Raw genomic sequence first — 16986 nt, 5'->3', positions numbered from 1 at the left:
GGATCAGGATTTCATTTCTTTGATGAAGTGACGCCGCCGATCAGAGCAGCGACCAGTACCACGACGCCGATCAGCGTCGTTTGCCAGAAAGGTGTGACGCCGAGCAGGATCAGGCCGTCACGCACGACCCCGATCAGCAGCACCCCGAGCAGCGTTCCTACAACCGACCCTTCGCCGCCGCCGAGCCGGGTTCCGCCGATGATCACGGCGGCGATGACGTCGAGTTCGAGGCCGGAGCCCGTGACGGCCTGGACGTTCTCGAGAAAGCCGAGGTTGATCGTGCCCGCGAAGGCCGCGAGCAGCCCGGCCAACGCGAAGGCCAGGATCTTGGTCCGCGCCACCGGCACGCCGACGATCTTCGCGGCGCGCGCATTGCCGCCCACCGCAAAAATATGGAACCCGAAGGTGGTGCGGTGGAGCAGCGCATAGCCGATCGCCGCAATGACGATCAGCACCAGCACCTGATTCGACAGATGACCGATCAGGCTGCCTTGCGCGAGCGCCTTGATGATCGGCGAGATCGACTGATCGGTCGGCAGCGACACCGACATGCCGTTGCTCATCACGAGCGTCGCGCCGCGGATCAGATACAGCGTGCCGAGTGTCGTGATGAACGACGGAATGCGTCCGACCACCGTAATGGCCCCGTTGAGCATGCCGAACACCACGCCCAGCAATAAGGTTACGACAATCGCCACCGGCTCGGGCACACCGTGGACGAGCATCATGCCGGCCGCCATGCCGGAAAAGCCGTACAGGGAGCCAACTGAAAGATCGACTTCGGAGATGATCAGCACATAGGTCGCGCCGATTGCCAGCACGCCCAGCAGGGAGATCTGCCTGAGCAGGTTGAGAATGTTGATGCTGGTCAGGAAGACGGGGCTGGCGAACGCGAACAGCACACACAGGCAGATCACTGCTGCCAGTACGCCCGCCTCCCGGGATGCCAGAAAGCTCCTGAACGCGCTCGATATGGGCGAGCGGGCTACTCCATTGCTGGTCGCGTACATCATGTCTCCTGTTTTTTGGAATCTGTTTCCGGTGGCCGGTATGTCTGACTATGTGCGCGCAGCACTGCGGCAGCAGGTCGTGCCAAATGCGTCATTTCCTGTCGGCCACAAAAATGGCAGCGCAAACATCCAACGCAAATGTTATCGCAAACAATTTGCTGTGGTCAACGGTTTGTTGAATTCTTAGGGTGGCGAACCCTCCCTCGCTTTTGCGGAACGGGTTGTTGGCGAAGCGGTGGAAGCGGATCGGGTCATTGACGGTTAGTTGCATGTCAGTAGCTTCCCCGCGATCGCCTGTTGTCTCGCGTTGATACGAAGCGTCCGGCACTCGTCGCTTAGCCGTGCCTAGTCCTTCGGGTTATGAGCGGTCTTGGTGTCGCCAGGAAGCCTCGACGTATAGGCCCGAAGCAGCCTTCTGGCGTCCGCCAGATAGAGCTCCGGGTACCGGGCAAAGATGGTCCGGAAGGCATCATCGGTTTCCTGCAAGCGGGGCGAGTCAGACTGCTGCCCGTTCCACATGAGCACAAACGATTCAGCGCCAGAAATTGGCCCTTTGACAGCGAGCGTGCCCACCATGAGTCGCCCCGCCTTCGTCGTGACCAGACAATCGCCCCAGATGCGTACGACCGTGTCAACGATGGCCGACGCCGGCGGAGTCAACGGAGGAGCCGCGCATGCGAGCCGCAGGTGCGGTGGCATCGGGCCCTCGATCGAATCGAAGCACGCCAGGTTTCTCGACGTCCCGGACGAGGCGCCGCAATGGACGGTTCCAGGCGTAAATCAGTAGCCGCACGCGGTCGGCGAGGTGTCGTGCATGGTCATCCTCAATATACCGCTCTATTTCCCGGTCTTGCCGGACCTCTCGTCTGTGTCGTTCTGTAATGCCGCCCTCGCCTATACGGCTTGCCACACTGGAACTTGAGGAGTGTGGCTCGCTTGCGCAATTCTCGATGCCGTCCGGGCAACCCTGCCGGCTGCCGGGCGCTCCGAAGTGGCCGATCGAAGGAGGAGTTGTCGCGTCGCGTGCGGAACATCCGATGATGTCGCGCCTGTCATGTCTGGGCGAATGAGCCAGGGCAATTCGCCAACGCGATCGCCACATTGTGCAGAAAAGATTCTGCGGCATATTGGTGCGGCGGTCGTCATTCTGGTCCGGATGATAGTCACTTGTGATCATGGGCGACCTCACATCGCTCTTGCGACAAGCTTCCGAATCTCGAGCCACCAGTTGCTGCTGGCACGCGCGGCTGACAGTTGGAATTGCCTGCTGGACATGGGCTCCGGGATGAGAAAGTGGAGGGGAACGAAACGAGGAAACTGGAATGATCGAGTTTGTTAGCGAGGCCCTGCTGGCGGCGCTTTTCCCAGAGGGAGTTGGCGGGACAGGCGCGTTGCGCGTAAACGAACCTGTCCCGGTCGATGACGCAATTGAAGCGAGTGGCATCGACTTCGACGGCATCCGCTACCTGGTCTTTTTTGCTGACGTAATGACATATGCGGGCCACGACGAACAATTTGTCCGCGAAACCGCCGCTGCATGGAATGGAGCCTTCCTCCCCGCTCCAAACTCCCGGCTGGTCAAGTTTTTTCGCGCCGAGGCGGATCCGGAGACAATGTTTTACCCCAGCGAATGGCCGCTGCCCGATCCCGCGATGATCTGGCAGTTCAGCGAGGCACTCGGCATGACGCTAATCGCGCATGCCGATGCGTTTCCGGAAACGACGCAATACTTTTACATGCCACAAACGGGCAAACTGGACGCGTTATATATAGATTGGCGAGGAAATTTGGGTGCGGTGAACTCGGGGTAACGTTTCGCTGTGTGACCCGGCCAGCATCTGACGAAGGAGGTTTTTATGGCTTTGAACGCATCTAGCAAGCTACGCCCGAAGGTGAAAGCCCTGCAGAAGCGCGGCGTTGCCGTGATTCTCCAGCGAACGGAAGCAGCGGTCGAAAACGGTGCACTGGCCGGAAAGACGGCGCGCGAGATCTACCGTGCAACGGTACGCGTGCGTACCCGGCGCACTGCGGAATCAGAGTCGTAAACACCTGGATTTTTCTGAGCGAGACGCCACCGGAGGGTGGCGTTTTGTTTTGCGTCGACTTTCAGCGCGCCGCGGCGATCTGGCCAGATCGTGGCTGTATCGACAATCGGTCTCCCAGACGCAAAATCGAACCCAGCGTCCTGCAGACTGCACTTTTACGTGTCCTACCCGTGATGAACGTCCTTAACGTGCAATTTGCACATCTGCCCGAGGCGAATCGACACGCAGGATGTTCCCCTCTGGTGTGATCTGGCGTGGAATACCCGTCCAGGCAGGGTCGGCTATTTTCGATCCATCCACAGCCCTGCAGCATTTTGCGGTCGTTTGAGGCAATGGCAGCGCTGATCGTCCTTTGCCGCTCCGATGCGTCATGGAGGCAAAGGTCGGTTGCCGATTGGGGGCGCAATCTACTCGCAGATCCAGGCGACCCTTAAAGTGCTATGGCCCGGTCCCCAAGGCTGCGGTGGCCTTGGCTAACGCCACCTGTGCATTGATGTTGTTGGCCTGCGCCGTGAGGAGTGTCGTTTGCTGGTTTGTAGCGGCGATCGCGCCTCGTTCAGTGGGAGTCTGTGCTTGGGCAACGGCTAGGTTGTTCTGTGCGTTGATGAGAGCCAGTTGCCCCCTTGGGCCGGCACTTATCGCATTGGCGCGGGCTGTCGCGAGATTGGCCTAGGCGTTGGCGAATGCTGTCTGGGTGGTGTCCGCTGCGGTCGCCGCCCCAGTGGTGGAGTTCGCGTTGGCCTGGGTCAGCGTGATATCACGCATTAATCTGCGCCGCCTCTGCTTGAGTTCGGCTCACCTTACACGTTTGTCGATGTGCGCGGCTTCGGCGGCGGCATGAATGGCGCGGTTCAACTGTCGCGTGCTTAACTGGTCGAGCGGATCGAGCCCGGGAAACAGCCACCCGCCGTCAAACATCTTGCCCTGCGCACGGGCCATGCGCCACCATACGCGCAGACGCTCGAGCAGCACCGGCGAGAGCATGGCGTAGCGGTCGCGGCGGCCCTTGCCCTGCTCGATACGCAGTGTCATGCGTTCGCTGTCGACGTCGGTGACCTTCAGCGCTACGACTTCACTCGCGCGCAGCCCGGCACCGTAAGCGACCGACAGCGCAGTCTGGTGCTTGAGGTTGCCGGCTGCCTCGATCAGCCGCCGCACTTCGTCGGGACTGAGCACGACGGGCAATATGCGGGGAACGCGCACCGGTTGCATCCTGACCGTCAGCTCGGGCCGGTCGAGCGTGACTGTGAAGAAGAACTTCAGGCCGGTGATCGCATGGTTCAGCGACACGGCCGATGTGCCGTGATCGACCAGATAGAGCTGGTAGCGGCGCAGGTCCTCGACGGTGGCTGTGTCAGGTGAGCGCCCGAGAAACCGGGCGAACTCACGCACGATGTGCAGATAGATGTCCTGCGTCTTGGGGGCTAGCTGGCGCATGCGCATGTCGTCGATCATGCGTTGGCGCAATGGGCTGACGTTTGCCGGTAAGGAGGTCATGATTCGGCTCCTGTTGAAGAGCGAGGCGGATTGCCTCGTTCGCCAACATAAACCTCGTGACCGGCTTGACCTCCACCTCCAGCGTCGGATCGCAGCCCCTACCGCGCGAGCGGTTTAGTTCTTCGGCCAACTACAGTCACTCGCGGGATACGTGCAGCGGACATTCCAGCGACCGCACGCCCCACAAATGCGGTCGTTCAAGTGCTAACGCAGATGCCGTCTCTTCGACCAAAGCGGCGGGGTCGAATTATCTGAACGAGTGTCTCTGTTTTCCGCAAAGCGACCCTGTCCGCTATCGATAGGACCGCAGAGCTAAATGTTTCATGCCTCGATGCGGGCGGCCAGCGGTCGTTGCACTACCGGACGTTACAAGGTCTAAGCTGCTACGTTTTCTTTCGGGCACACGTTGGTTCCTCGTCGATGACGACGAAGAACCGGTCTAATTCACGGCAAGCGACTGCGTGCTGCTTAAAGCCACGGCATCGATTCGTCGGTCGAGCGATGTGGTATTCGCCTCCGAAATGGAGGCCTTCGGGCTCCGCACAGTCTCCATCGAGACGTCCCCGGCGACCTTCCTATACCGTGGTGGGGCTTTGTCAAGTTGACGACGTGGGCATTTACCAATGCTGTATGAGTAGGATTCCTGTTGATTAGCGATCGACACCAGACGGCTCAGCGACCGTCCACTGGAACCAGCTGGCCAAACGAACCCGCAGTTGTGCGCTATGGTTAGCCGCACTCATCCTGTGCCGGGGCAGCGCGAAGTGCTGACGGATCGGGCCGAAGTTCGACAGGAAGCGCTGCGTGCGCCGCGGGTCACGGAAGCCCTGCATCTGACGCTCACGCCGCCGCATCGGCTGATGGCTGTTCTCCGCGCGGTTATTGACCCGGGCCGAGGCCTTCACGAATACGTGCTTCACGCCGGCCAGCTGCGGCACCTCGGATCCTGCCGCCGGATAGCTGCGCAGCTGGTCGGTGACAATCTTCCGGGGCACCGGGTATGAGCGCAACATCTTTTTGAAGAAGCGCCTTGCGGCAGTCTTGTCACGGCGCTTTTGCAGCAGCACGTCGAGTTCGACGCCGCGCTCATCCACCGCACGCCACAGCACGTACGACTTACCGCGCAGTTTCACGAACAGCTCGTTCCCGGCCGCGGCCGGGCCGCTTTCACCTGGTAGGCAAACATCGCGCCGAATCGGTCGCATCAGTTGCGCACCGACTCGTAGCTGACCACGACGCCGCGCTCGGGCAGCAATTCCTCTATGTCACGCAGGCTCAGGTTGAAACGGTGGTACCAGCGCACCGCGCAACTGATAACTGCGGCCGGAAAACGGAAACCGTGATACGGCGAGGGATTTTTCTTCACCCCCCCATTCTACCCAGCGCGGTCTTCAAGTTGACATTGCCCGTCGCAGGCCCCGTCACGCTACCGCCGTTCAAGGCCACCTACGAAGCAGAAGCGTCGAGCAGCGTACTTGCCGGTGGCGCGAGTATCTCGGCATGCAGCACTTGTTCGGGGGGGGCGGACGTCGGCTATGTCGGCAACGGCGGGACGTTGACGATCAACAACATCAGTGCGCCCGCTGACGGGGTTTATACCGTGCTGGTCGGTTATGCGAACGGAGACTCGTCGCCACGCTCGGCGGACATCAGCTTCAACGGATCGACGCCTGTCACCGTGTCGTTTCCGCCGACCGGTGGATGGAACACTATTTCGACTCTCTCTGTGACCGGCACCTTCAGGTCGGGCACCGCGAATGCGCTGATCTTCTCGAACCCTTCGGGTTGGGCGCCGGATATCGATGGCATCGGCGCACCGGCAGCGCAATAACTTTAATTGCGGGATTTGCGCCGCCGTCCGCTGCGGCGGCGCAAACGTCAAAGGGGGGAGCAGGCAGTGATGGGATAGCTTGATCGTGTTCTCGCAACATGCGGCCGATGGGACAACGCCGCTGGTCAAGCGGCTCGAAATGCGGCCATGCAGTCACCTTCGATGCAGACCCTCTTGATGCCAACGATCTGTATGTCGCGACGACTCCTGGATCGAAGTCTCTCACTGTCATCGGTCATCGTTCGTGGAGCACGGGCGAGGTCGAGCCAACTGATATCGCAACGGCGCTGTCGCCAGGTTGGGCAAGGCCGTAGCTGGCCGCGCTGTGCAGCACGCTGACCGGATCAAGACGACCGAAGCAGTCTTACAAAAGCGCAGAGGGGATTGTCGTGTTATCGAGCGAGAGCGGCCGTACGGCTGTGGCCAGATGGGCGCTTCTGTTCATGACCTGTCCCAATACGACTGATTCGGATTGGGACAATGCAACGTTCGGTGAACATGAAAAACACCCCAAAGATTGGACCAATGTCCAACTTTTGGGGTGCAATTCACTACCGGGATTCTTTTGTCTGGGGTCGTGCGTCCACTACCCCAGGCGTTTGAATATGCGATTAGAACCGGTGGTAGATGCCAATGTTGGCTTGAACCTGGTTGCCGCCCGATGCGGTATTGCCGAAGTCCGCAGCCGAAGCCTGAGCGCCCTGAGCATGAACGTAGGCACCCATCGCGTATAGCGAGGTAAGCTTCGACAGTGCGTACGTAGCACCCAGCGACGCCTGGTTGATCGAAGCCATCGTGCGGCCCTCAGCGGCTTGCGCAGGCGTGGCTGCCGAACCGTAGACGTACGTGTAGCCAGCAGCCAGCGACAGCGCCGGGGTTGCCTGATACTGCAGAAGGGCACCCACCACGTTGAAATGGATCGACTGTTGGCCATCGTTACCCTGGTACTGAGCGTTCGAGTAGCGCAGGCCAGCCGTGTACTGACCAAACTGGTATTGGCCAGCGATTTGAGCGATGCCCGCGCTCTTGAACGCATTGCCACCGTTGTAACCCGAGCTCGGGTAGCCCAGAGCACCACCGAACGACGGTTGTGCCGTTGCGTTCTGCCAGCCGGCCGCGCCCTGGTTTGCAGCATGGAAGTAGCCGCCAGCGACCGTCAGGCCGCCTTGAGCGTAGTCCGTAGCCACCGACCACGATTGACCCGAACCCATAGCACCGGCAACGCCACCGAACGAGTACGCGCCTTCAGCCTGGAGGCCGTGGAAAATCGGCGAAATGTACTTGACGGCGTTGTTCTGGTTCGTCGTGTTGTCGTTGTTGTCCACGTCGCCCGGGGTCGAGAACGTCGAAGCCGAAATGCCGTCGCCCGTCAGGCCTTGAACCATTTCCGTCACGGCATCGATCTGGCGACCCAGACGCAGCGTACCGTACTGGTCCGAAGTGACGCCTACGTAGGCCTGGCGATTGAACAGCGAACGCGAGGAGCCAATTGGGCCCTGGCCGCCGATGCCGCCGGTCGCAATGTTGAAACCATTTTCGAGCTTGAAGACCGCCTTGAGGCCGCCGCCTAGGTCTTCCTGACCCTGGATGCCCCACTTGTTCGAACCTGAGGCACCGCCAACCATGGCGACTACCGAGTGGCCATTAACGTTCGAGGTGTAGCTGATACCTGCGTCGAGCATGCCGTACAGGGTGACTGACGACTGTGCCATTGCTGCCGAGGATGCGGCGAAAGCGGCAACAGCGATAACCGTTGCCTTGAGGGTGCTGTTCTTCATCTGTAATTCAGTGTCCCTGAGTATCTTTTGGATTGGTTCATTTGTTACTGCGCGCCGGAGGATACGGCACCTCCTGCAAACTCAAGAAAGGAAAAAAAAAGAGTGTCGCGAAAACGTAACAAAAGGACGCAATGTCTTGCGCGACGGGCGATCGATGGACTATTCCATGCCAGGTCGGCAACGGCGGAAGGGCAACCGTTTTCCGGCTGCCGCTGACGTTAGAACGTCCGGCCGAACCATTCTGTAGCAGACGCTTCATAGCCGCGAGTCGTCTGCCACGTCAGTTCGTAGTGGACCCGGAAGCGCCCTTTGAATTTCATCCAGGCATCCGCCGCACCAACGCGTCGGCAGATCAGGATGACCGCGAGCGCGATCCCCTGCCCGGCGATGACTTCCGAGAGCCCATAGGCTCCCAGCACCGGGCAGCCAGTGAGTTTCTGCCAGCGTTCGGCCGGCTGGCTGGGTCGCGGCGCCACCGGCGACTGTGGTGCGCAAGGCCGAGAACTCTAACGAGCGGCTTCTGCCTGAGGACGGATTCAACCGCTGGATGCAGCACACTGAAGACTGCGCAAGCAGCACTCTCTAGGCTTCGACAATCCTCACGTCATAGTCCTCTTCGACAAAGGCCACGATGAACTCTTCAGGCATGAGCCACGAATCAACGCTGACCGTTTTCTGGTCGACGTCGACGTGGACATTCGCGTCAGCGTCTACGGCCTTCATCGCACGTCGCTGAGGGAGCTAGCTATGAACTGCGAAACGCGCGTTCGCAAGTGAGGTTATTAAGGCGTCGGCGCATCCTGCCGGATCAGTTCCCGGCGTTTCAACTCGGCCCAGAACGCTGGGGGAATGTCTGCCCGGAAGGTTTGCAGGTTCTCTTCCAACTGGGCGACCGTACGAACCCCGGGAATGTTGGTCGGAATCGCTGGATGACCGAGCACGAATTGCAACGACGCTGCCTTTAGCGGCACCGAGTACTCATGACAGACCTGCTCGATGTTGCGGACCCGCTCAAGAATCGGTTCCGGCGCCAGCGAATAGTTGTATTTCGCGCCCGGCACCGCGCCGGTCGCCAGAATGCCGCTGTTGTAGCCGCCACCTAGAATGACCGACACCTGCTGCTTTTCGCACAGCGGCAGAAAGCCATCCAGCGCATCCTGCTCGAGCAACGTGTAGCGCCCAGCCAGCAGCAGGCAGTCGAAGTCCTGGCGGCGAATCGCTTCGTGCGCAACCTGCCACTGGTTCACACCGAGCCCTACCGCCTTCACCACACCTTCGTCACGTAGCTTCAACAGGGCCTTCGACGCCCCCGCCATCGCCGCCTCGAACATCTCGGGCTGACGCTCTCCATGCGTAGGGACATCAATGTCGTGAATCAGCGCAATATCGATGTGCTCCAGCGCCAGGCGCTGCAGGCTATCCTCGATCGAACGCATCGTGCCGTCATAGCTGTAGTCGAAAACCACTTCGAACGGCAGTCCGTCAACCCACGGCGCGAAGTCGATCTCAGCGCGCTTGCGCGGCTTCAGCAGGCGCCCTACCTTGGTCGACAGCACATACTGATCGCGTGGATACCAGCGCAGCCCCTGACCGCAGCGTGCCTCGCTCAACCCATGCCCGTACATCGGCGCGGTGTCGAAGTAGCGCACGCCCTCGTCCCACGCTGCCTTGATCAGGTCTGCCGAGTCCTCTTCACTGATCGGCCTGAAAATGTTGCCGATCGGCGCAGCGCCGAAACCCATCACGGTTGTCTCGAGCCCCGAACGAGGCCATTTACGCTTTCCTACCGGATCCATCTCTTCTCCTGTCAGTGAGGGTAAAACGTCTCAAACCCGGTTGGCATGACGCGCGTTGCTACTTGACCTTTGCAGCAGCGGCCAGTTTGCGTACACCTTCTTTCGGATCTTCATTCGAGTTCATGAAATTCGTAACGACGTCGGTGATGGCGCCGGCCGTCTCCGAGGACTGAAGTTCGCCGAAAGCCAGCGACGGCAAGAATCCACCCGACTTGATGGTGGCCTGCTCGTCTGCGCGCGATTTTTTGGCGCAGGCATCAAACTTGTCCATCGGCACATCGAGTCGAACGGGAATCGATCCTTTGTAGAGACTGAATTGCTCCTGGAAGTCCGGGGACATGATCGTTTTCGCGAGCGCAAGCTGGCCGGGAGTCGCTTCTTTTTTACCATTCTGCTGAAAGAACACGAACGCATCCGCTGTGTATGTATAGGCATTCGACGTTCCTGGCGCCGCGGCACAAACATAGTCAACGTCGGCTTTCTTGTTGGCGTTGGCGAACTCCCCTTTTGCCCAGTCGCCCATAAACTGCATGCCGCCCGTGCCGGAAATCACCATCGCAGTCGCGAGGTTCCAGTCGCGGCCGTGATAGCCCTTATCGAAGTAACTGCGGATCTTCTGGACGGTCTCGAATACTTGTACCATTTGCGGCGAGGTCAGCGTCTTCTGATCGAGATCGACGAGGGCTTTCCGGTAAAAGTCAGTACCTTGAGACAGTACGACTGTTTCCCAGATGGTCATGTCCTGCCAGGGTTGACCGCCATGAGCAACCGGCGTGATGCCCGCTGCGCGAAACTTGTCGGCAAGCGCGAAGAACTCCGGCCACGTCGTTGGCGGCGTGCCACCGACCTTATCCAGCGCGGTCTTGTTTATCCACAGCCAGTTGATTCGATGCACCGAGAAGGGGGCCGCCACATAGTGACCGCCCGCCTTCATCGCGCGGTCTATTTGCGCAGGTGTGTGCGCTTTCCAGTCCGTCGCTGCCTGATCAATCGTGACAAGCGAACCTTGTTCAGCCCAATCCTGAATCAGCGGACCCTTGATCTGCGCAGCCGAAGGCGCATTGCCTGAAATCACCTGGGTCTTCAGCGCCGTCATGGCTGCCGCACCCGCTCCCCCTGCGATGGCGAAATCCTTCCATTCGTAGCCCTGTTTGCTCATATCATCCTTCAGCACGCGAACTGCTTTCGATTCGCCGCCGGAGGTCCACCAATGCAACACCGACAGCTGCTCGGCGGCAAACGCAGATTGGGTTCCACTCATGAGCAGGGCCGCAGCTATCGCAACCAGTTTTAATGATCGTTTCATTGCAGTCTCCGGATTTTTCGTTATGGTTCGAGTGGCGTGTTCAGGAAAGACCTGAACACGCGGACACACTCGCTTTCATGCGGGTCAGTCGTGGTTCGATCTACAGGTCAAACCCTAGTTGCGCCTTGCCAAGGGGCGTTAAATCGTCGGGCGTTGCGCGTCCGGTGAAATCGACTTCGAAGTGGTCAGTCGGAAAATCGGGCGGGCTCTCGCCTTTCAGGAAGCTCGGCAATTGCCGCTTCAGGTAAGCGTCGTTCTTGGCACACGCTGGAGCTGACGCGATGTACATCACATTGCTGTAGCCCGAACCCTTATGTTCGTCTTCGACCGCATGGATAACATCGCTGTGCCAGAACACCGTGTCCCCCGCTTCCATTTGAGGAATCGATGACAATGCCTCGAACAAAGGCGCATGAAACTCCGGCTTGATTGATAGAGCGCGTCCGGGCATTGCACCGCACAGGTCATCATCTGCGACATCGTCCTGAAGGGCGCGCAACAGGATGTATGCCATCGAATTGGCAATAGGCACGAGTTGCAGAGTGCCGTCGCCTGGACCTTGAGGCGTTAAGGCGGTCCAGCCCTGGAACGTGCGAAACATTGAACATACGGCTGGCGATGCAATTTCCTGCACGTCGGGTCGAAAGGCCGCGTCGAATGCATCGTAGTCGCGCCAGTTCCCCGCAAACACATGGCGGTACACCTTCCTGAAATTGCCTTCGATCCAGCGCTCGACCGATCCGCCGTCGCAATGCGCTGACAAGCCCAGCGACTCAGACCCCGGTGGACGACGACGCAAACGGTCGGCATAGACCGGCACGTGCTCCGGGTCGAAGTGAATCTGCCCGTCGCTCTCATTGCGCCACAATCTGTTGAGAAAAACCCGCGCTGCTGTCAGTGATTCCGACTGCCGGGCCAGCACTTGCGGCTTTGACCAGTACACGCCATATATCTGAGGTTTACTGGAGGCCAATTGCCCAAAATATTTGTCCTCCGCGCGGTTCTCCAGGCGTTTGTCGAGGTTGTTACGCTCGACATATTCAGCGATATCCCGGTCCCAGCCTTGCACTTTTTCACGCGGAAAAACGTTGCGAATCACGCATGCGCCGCGCGCCTTGATGACGTCGATCTGATCCGACGTAACACGCTGCTCGACTATGTCGGAGAATTGAATCTCGGGAATAACATTTTCCCCGCGATCCCGTTGGCCGGCGATACGTTTCGCTTCAGCGCTGATTGCTGCCTCGACTTCGGCGAACACTTCCCGGTAGTTCGGCAATGCCGCCCGCAGTTCCTTTTTCGCTTGCCTGATGGCGCCCGGCAAATCGTCAATTGTCAAAGCCATGAATGTCTCCGTGTCGATCTAGTGGCTCAAGGATATGACGGAGAGACGCTCTCCGGTGATACTATTCCGGCAATTAATTTGCGTTTTCGGCCATGAAACCAGCCTATGAACATGTAGACCTTGGCGAAGACTGTTCGGTGCGGGTTTACCATCGGCGACTGCCGCGTATTCCGTTCGAGTGGCATCACCATCCGGAGTACGAGTTAACACTGACCATGAATAGTCATGGAAAGCGCTATATCGGCGACTCCGTGAGCGGATACGAGGCAGAAGATCTCGTGCTGGTGCCACCGGATCTTCCGCATACCTGGGCGTCGAATCGTTCAATCGATCCGTCGTCGCCACAGGTTGCGATCGTCATGTGGTTCGACGGCGTTTGGGCACGGCGCATGGCCGATTGTTGCCCCGAATATGGGCCGTTGCACAAACTCTTACGTAGGGCCGCGTGCGGACTGGCTTTCGAGCCGCTCGCCGGAAACTGGATGCGCGGACGCCTGGAGCAACTGCTGTCGAATGCGGCGCGCGAGCGACTTGGCGCCGCGCTCGATATTTTGTGCACGCTTGCCGACGCACCCGGCCAACCGCTTGCTTCACCGCAAGCGTTTAACCAGACAAACGCCGGTCCGTCTGGCCATGAGCCCGAACGGATCAATCGGGTTCTTTCGATGATCGATGCGCACTTTGCCGAACCGTTGCGCCTATCGCAGCTTTGCGAAGCGGCAAGCCTGTCGGAACGCACGCTGACCCGTTACTTCGTCCAGCATATCGGTGAGAGCGTTGGCCGGTATATCGCCCGGGTTCGCATTGGACACGCATGCCGAATGCTGGCTGACACCACGCTGCCTGTGTCGGTCATCGCTGCCAATTCGGGCTTTGCGCATGTCGCTAATTTCAATCGGCAGTTCAAGGCGTCGAAGGAAACCACGCCGGCCGAATATCGTCGGCTGTTTGCCGTTGCGGGTGCTGCCGAGAAAGAAGCCGTCTCTCGTCTGAACGAACGGTCCCCGTCACTTCGAAGGAAGCGTAAGTCGGCCAGCGAGCGAAACAGCGGAGAGGTGGTCGACTAGTAGGCACGCGTCTCGATCGGCTGGACTGCGCACGATTCCGCTTCGTTGATCAGCATATCGTTACCCGCAAAAAAACGATATGTGTATCCTCCCAAGGTTGCCTCTTGGGGAGCCGCCAGTGAACTATCCGCTGATTTCTGGATTCGGTATTGTCGCTATCGACGTCATCGTGTGGCGTTTCCGGCTTCCTGCTCATGAATTCTCTCGTCTCCTGATACGGCTCGCACTTTTTTCCGTGTTGAGTTGGGTACTTTTTTCGTCCGGCCTGAGTCCAGTCGCTCAGGCACCCGACGCGAACGCGGTCGAACTGCACTGGCTCGGGCAGGTGCTGGAAATAATCTGGTGGCTGATGGGTGCACGGCTGCTGACTCTTTCGCTCGACACACTGTTGCTACCGAACGCATGGCGACGACAGCGATTGTTCTCCGACGTATTTGGTGCGGTTGTGTTTCTCGCTGCGGTCGTGGCCGCTCTTGGATTCGTCCTCGAGCTGCCGGTGCGTGGCCTGGTTGCTACATCGGGGGCCCTTGCTATCGTGCTGGGCCTGGCAATCCAGAGCACACTCAGCGACGTTTTCGCAGGCATCGTGCTTAACACCACCGAGCCTTATCTGGTTGGCGACTGGGTGGTGATCGATGACGTTGAAGGCAAGGTAGTCGAGATGAACTGGCGCGCCACGCATTTGCTGACCGGTCAGGGAAACACGTTGATTGTTCCCAATGCTGTCGCCGCGAAGGCAAAGATTTCCAACAACAGCAGGCCGGCAAATGTTCACGGTCTGTCGCTAGTCCTGGAAATTGAGCCGGAGGCACGGCCCAAGACGGTGCTCGATGCTTTGGGCCAGGCGCTGACCGGTTGCAACGCTATCCTTGCCGTCCCTGCACCCTCGGCCCGCATGAAGCACACCACACTGAACTCAGTGCAGTACGAGGTGGTTGGATTCGTCGACGATATGAGCAAAAAGCTCAACGCGTCCAATGAGCTTTTTGACCTCTGCTATCGACATCTCGCCGCCTCAGGCGTGGCACTGCGTGCGCTAGGGATGCCCGCGCCAACCGCTACCGCGCATGATGCCAAGGAAGCGCTATTGAAACGGGTGAGCCTGTTCGAAAGCCTCACAAGCGATGAAGTCACTCGTCTTGCATCACGACTTTCGCGACACGAGTACCAGACCAATCAACAGGTTCTGGCTGCCGAAACGGTACCCGACAGTCTTTCGATTGTGCACTCGGGGGCACTCGCCGTTAGCTTTGCTGAATCGTCCGGCAGCCGCGAAATCGCTCGTATCGGGCCGGACGAAACTTTTGGCGAAACCGGGTTGCTTGCTGGACTTCCCATGCGTGTTTCCATTGTGACGCTTACCCCTTGCCTGCTATATCAGGTCAGCAAGGACGATATGACTTCGTTCCTGAAGGAGCATCCGCAAGTGGCGAAGCAGATGTGTCAATTGCTGGCCTACCGTCAGGATGCGATTGGCAAACTCATGACCCCGATTCCTGCGACGAAAGAGACAGACCATTCGCTTTTCCAGTGGCTGTACGACAAAGTTCGCCAACTGCACTCCCTGCGCGACGATTCGTGAATCTTTTCCGGGTGCGAACACTGCCGCCTATGCAGCGAGCGCCAATTTAAACCTGACTCAGGCAGCAGGCCCGTAACGACTTTAATTATCAAAAGGCGCACGTATAATTGGTCGCAAAATCATTGCGGGATTTATGCGACATTGATCGCTGCCGGCCATCCATCACAATCCGCAATTAAACAGCTTCTCACGGGGCACGGGATGCAGTTCAAGTGTAGGCCTGTCATAGGCCCAGCATGGCGAGCAAATGCAAATGACCTGCTGGCACGCATGCGTCGTCTGCCTATCTGGATCGTTATTACGCTGATTACGACAAGCTCTATTGCGGCACGCGCGGCTGAACCCGTCGCTATCACGCCCGGTTTTGCAGCGACTGCGCCGCGTGTGGCACTCGTTATTGGAAATGCGGGTTATAACGGAATGGATCGACTCGGTTCGCCATCGTCAGATGCGAATCTGGTTGCGGGAACGTTGCGATCCATTGGCTTCTCGGTCGATATCGAGCGTGACCAGACACGCGCACAAATGCTTGATGCACTGGACCGGTTCAGCAAGCAAGCGTCAAGGGCTTCTATCGCTCTCATTTACTACGCGGGCCATGGGTTCGAGAGCGGAGGCGAGAATTATCTTATTCCCGTCGATATCCCGGTGTCGATTGACAAAGTCGTGCAAACAGACCTGCGGCGTTATGCGGTGCCACTGCGTTACGTGCGCAGTACGGTAAATGGGGGAGAGCCGCGTTCGCTGGTGCTCTTGCTCGACACGTGCCGCAGCCCCGCAGCACGCGGCCCTGTTCGCCACACCATGTCTACCGTTGATGCCGCTCACGGCGAACTGATCGCCTTCGCCACGCAACCCGGCGGGGCCGCACTCGATACGTTCTGGCTCGGAGCCACTCGCTACGACCATAGCCCGTTCGCATACTATCTGAGCCAGCAGATGGCAAGCGGAGGCGACTTGCTGACAATGCTCAAACACACCCAGATCATGGTGTCGGCGGCTACTGCCGATACGCAACGCCCATGGTTCAACGATGGTCTGATCGGAGACCTGCAACTGACCGACCCGATCGCGCCGGGGCCGCGCACCAGCGTCAGTCAAGCGACCGGTACGAGCGGCGCAGCCAGAGGCGCGTCTATCCAGCGGGCAGCGCCTGGGGACCCTGAAGCGACTGGCAGCGACGAGGGACCGGCAGCGGACACCTCCGCCCTACCAGCCCACTGGGATAGCGAAACAGGCCGGATGCTCAAACTGGTCCCGGAGATATGGCAGAACCCGGATGTGGCAAATGAGGTTCACGATCAAGCGGAACAAGGCGATCTCTTTGCGATGACGACAATGGCCATTGCGTTGCAGAATCGTCCGCCGGGTATTAGCGATGAAATCTGGTTCCGAATGCACGCCCAGGCTACCGCCTACACGGTCTATGCCACTGGGCGTCACTATCCGCTGGCGGAAGCGCTCTACGGTAACTGGCTGTTGCGGGAGAACCCGTCGGTTGCGGACCAGTACACCGCTGCTCTATTTTTGCAACGAGCCGTAGACGACGGCTATGCCAAGGCGATTGAAAAGCTGGTTCCGTTGCTCCCCAAGGTCGGCCGTTCAAATCTCGTCGATCAATACAACGCGCGTTACCGGCAGATGTACGGCCGGAATCTCGTGCTGACCAACGTCGACTAGGTGACACCCAACCGATCATCCTCGACACCGCGACGCAGATCCCGCAATC

Annotated in this window: 14 protein-coding genes and 2 pseudogenes; 6 read left to right on the top strand and 10 right to left on the bottom strand. The window is 59.1% G+C overall.

The window, feature by feature from the left end; genetic code table 11:
* Window positions 1-11: 11 nt before the first annotated feature.
* Together LMG28727_RS22155 and LMG28727_RS22150 are read right to left on the bottom strand one after the other, a co-directional pair.
* A complete protein-coding gene (locus tag LMG28727_RS22155; protein WP_074773044.1) occupies window positions 12-1013 on the bottom strand; it encodes an ABC transporter permease in 1002 nt (333 codons plus the stop codon).
* 88 nt (window positions 1014-1101) lie between these two features.
* Window positions 1102-1281: a hypothetical protein gene (locus LMG28727_RS22150; protein WP_201644434.1), complete on the bottom strand. Its 180-nt coding sequence runs from the start codon at window positions 1279-1281 to the stop codon at window positions 1102-1104.
* A 1051-nt stretch (window positions 1282-2332) separates the two neighbouring features.
* On the opposite strand from LMG28727_RS22150, the gene LMG28727_RS22145 reads away from it, so the two are divergent.
* Both LMG28727_RS22145 and LMG28727_RS22140 read left to right on the top strand, forming a co-directional pair.
* On the top strand, window positions 2333-2821 hold the full coding sequence (locus tag LMG28727_RS22145) for a hypothetical protein (protein WP_236592220.1): 489 nt from the start codon (window positions 2333-2335) through the stop codon (window positions 2819-2821).
* 45 nt (window positions 2822-2866) lie between these two features.
* Window positions 2867-3055, top strand: a complete 189-nt coding sequence (locus tag LMG28727_RS22140; protein ID WP_201644478.1) for a hypothetical protein — start codon at window positions 2867-2869, stop codon at window positions 3053-3055.
* Window positions 3056-3856: 801 nt separating this feature from the next.
* Here LMG28727_RS22140 and LMG28727_RS22135 read toward each other — a convergent pair.
* Both LMG28727_RS22135 and LMG28727_RS22130 read right to left on the bottom strand, forming a co-directional pair.
* Window positions 3857-4552 (bottom strand): annotated as a pseudogene (locus LMG28727_RS22135) (phage integrase N-terminal SAM-like domain-containing protein); the annotation flags it as partial.
* Window positions 4553-5202: 650 nt separating this feature from the next.
* Window positions 5203-5918: pseudogene (locus LMG28727_RS22130) on the bottom strand (IS6 family transposase).
* 30 nt (window positions 5919-5948) lie between these two features.
* Between LMG28727_RS22130 and LMG28727_RS22125 the strand changes: the two are divergent.
* Window positions 5949-6383, top strand: a complete 435-nt coding sequence (locus LMG28727_RS22125) for a carbohydrate-binding protein (RefSeq protein ID WP_236592218.1) — start codon at window positions 5949-5951, stop codon at window positions 6381-6383.
* 611 nt (window positions 6384-6994) lie between these two features.
* On the opposite strand, the gene LMG28727_RS22120 is transcribed toward LMG28727_RS22125, so the two are convergent.
* The 6 genes from LMG28727_RS22120 to LMG28727_RS22095 all read right to left on the bottom strand — a co-directional run bounded on the left by LMG28727_RS22120 (window position 6995) and on the right by LMG28727_RS22095 (window position 12608).
* Window positions 6995-8161 carry a porin gene (locus LMG28727_RS22120; protein WP_201644433.1) on the bottom strand — a complete coding sequence of 389 codons (1167 nt, stop codon included), beginning with the start codon at window positions 8159-8161 and terminating at the stop codon, window positions 6995-6997.
* 218 nt (window positions 8162-8379) lie between these two features.
* Window positions 8380-8637: a hypothetical protein gene (locus LMG28727_RS22115; RefSeq protein ID WP_201644432.1), complete on the bottom strand. Its 258-nt coding sequence runs from the start codon at window positions 8635-8637 to the stop codon at window positions 8380-8382.
* A 106-nt stretch (window positions 8638-8743) separates the two neighbouring features.
* On the bottom strand, window positions 8744-8884 hold the full coding sequence (locus LMG28727_RS22110; protein WP_201644431.1) for a hypothetical protein: 141 nt from the start codon (window positions 8882-8884) through the stop codon (window positions 8744-8746).
* Window positions 8885-8943: 59 nt separating this feature from the next.
* Window positions 8944-9957 carry an aldo/keto reductase gene (locus LMG28727_RS22105; RefSeq protein ID WP_201644430.1) on the bottom strand — a complete coding sequence of 338 codons (1014 nt, stop codon included), beginning with the start codon at window positions 9955-9957 and terminating at the stop codon, window positions 8944-8946.
* Window positions 9958-10015: 58 nt separating this feature from the next.
* Window positions 10016-11263 carry an ABC transporter substrate-binding protein gene (locus LMG28727_RS22100; RefSeq protein WP_201644429.1) on the bottom strand — a complete coding sequence of 416 codons (1248 nt, stop codon included), beginning with the start codon at window positions 11261-11263 and terminating at the stop codon, window positions 10016-10018.
* Between the two features lie 100 nt (window positions 11264-11363).
* The gene (locus LMG28727_RS22095) at window positions 11364-12608 is read right to left on the bottom strand and encodes a DUF1479 domain-containing protein (protein ID WP_201644428.1); all 1245 of its coding nucleotides are present in this window, start codon (window positions 12606-12608) and stop codon (window positions 11364-11366) included.
* Between the two features lie 92 nt (window positions 12609-12700).
* On the opposite strand from LMG28727_RS22095, the gene LMG28727_RS22090 reads away from it, so the two are divergent.
* From LMG28727_RS22090 to LMG28727_RS22080, 3 genes are all read left to right on the top strand, one after another.
* Window positions 12701-13675 (top strand): helix-turn-helix domain-containing protein, encoded by a 975-nt coding sequence (locus LMG28727_RS22090; protein WP_201644427.1) that lies wholly within the window; start codon window positions 12701-12703, stop codon window positions 13673-13675.
* Between the two features lie 118 nt (window positions 13676-13793).
* Window positions 13794-15257 carry a mechanosensitive ion channel domain-containing protein gene (locus tag LMG28727_RS22085; RefSeq protein ID WP_201644426.1) on the top strand — a complete coding sequence of 488 codons (1464 nt, stop codon included), beginning with the start codon at window positions 13794-13796 and terminating at the stop codon, window positions 15255-15257.
* A 141-nt stretch (window positions 15258-15398) separates the two neighbouring features.
* Complete coding sequence (locus tag LMG28727_RS22080; protein ID WP_201644425.1) at window positions 15399-16937, top strand: caspase family protein; 1539 nt, start codon at window positions 15399-15401, stop codon at window positions 16935-16937.
* The last annotated feature ends 49 nt before the right edge of the window (window positions 16938-16986 follow it).

The organism is Paraburkholderia metrosideri (assembly GCF_904848625.1).
Classification (GTDB): domain Bacteria; phylum Pseudomonadota; class Gammaproteobacteria; order Burkholderiales; family Burkholderiaceae; genus Paraburkholderia; species Paraburkholderia metrosideri.
This window is presented reverse-complemented; position numbering and strand designations above follow the sequence as displayed.

Bases quoted from the DNA above. Each gene is read 5' to 3' on its own strand.
- LMG28727_RS22155 (WP_074773044.1), bottom strand. From the start codon at position 1,013: ATGATGTACGCGACCAGCAATGGAGTAGCCCGCTCGCCCATATCGAGC.
- LMG28727_RS22150 (WP_201644434.1), bottom strand. From the start codon at position 1,281: ATGCAACTAACCGTCAATGACCCGATCCGCTTCCACCGCTTCGCCAAC.
- LMG28727_RS22145 (WP_236592220.1), top strand. From the start codon at position 2,333: ATGATCGAGTTTGTTAGCGAGGCCCTGCTGGCGGCGCTTTTCCCAGAG.
- LMG28727_RS22140 (WP_201644478.1), top strand. From the start codon at position 2,867: ATGGCTTTGAACGCATCTAGCAAGCTACGCCCGAAGGTGAAAGCCCTG.
- LMG28727_RS22120 (WP_201644433.1), bottom strand. From the start codon at position 8,161: ATGAAGAACAGCACCCTCAAGGCAACGGTTATCGCTGTTGCCGCTTTC.
- LMG28727_RS22110 (WP_201644431.1), bottom strand. From the start codon at position 8,884: ATGAAGGCCGTAGACGCTGACGCGAATGTCCACGTCGACGTCGACCAG.
- LMG28727_RS22105 (WP_201644430.1), bottom strand. From the start codon at position 9,957: ATGGATCCGGTAGGAAAGCGTAAATGGCCTCGTTCGGGGCTCGAGACA.
- LMG28727_RS22100 (WP_201644429.1), bottom strand. From the start codon at position 11,263: ATGAAACGATCATTAAAACTGGTTGCGATAGCTGCGGCCCTGCTCATG.
- LMG28727_RS22095 (WP_201644428.1), bottom strand. From the start codon at position 12,608: ATGGCTTTGACAATTGACGATTTGCCGGGCGCCATCAGGCAAGCGAAA.
- LMG28727_RS22090 (WP_201644427.1), top strand. From the start codon at position 12,701: ATGAAACCAGCCTATGAACATGTAGACCTTGGCGAAGACTGTTCGGTG.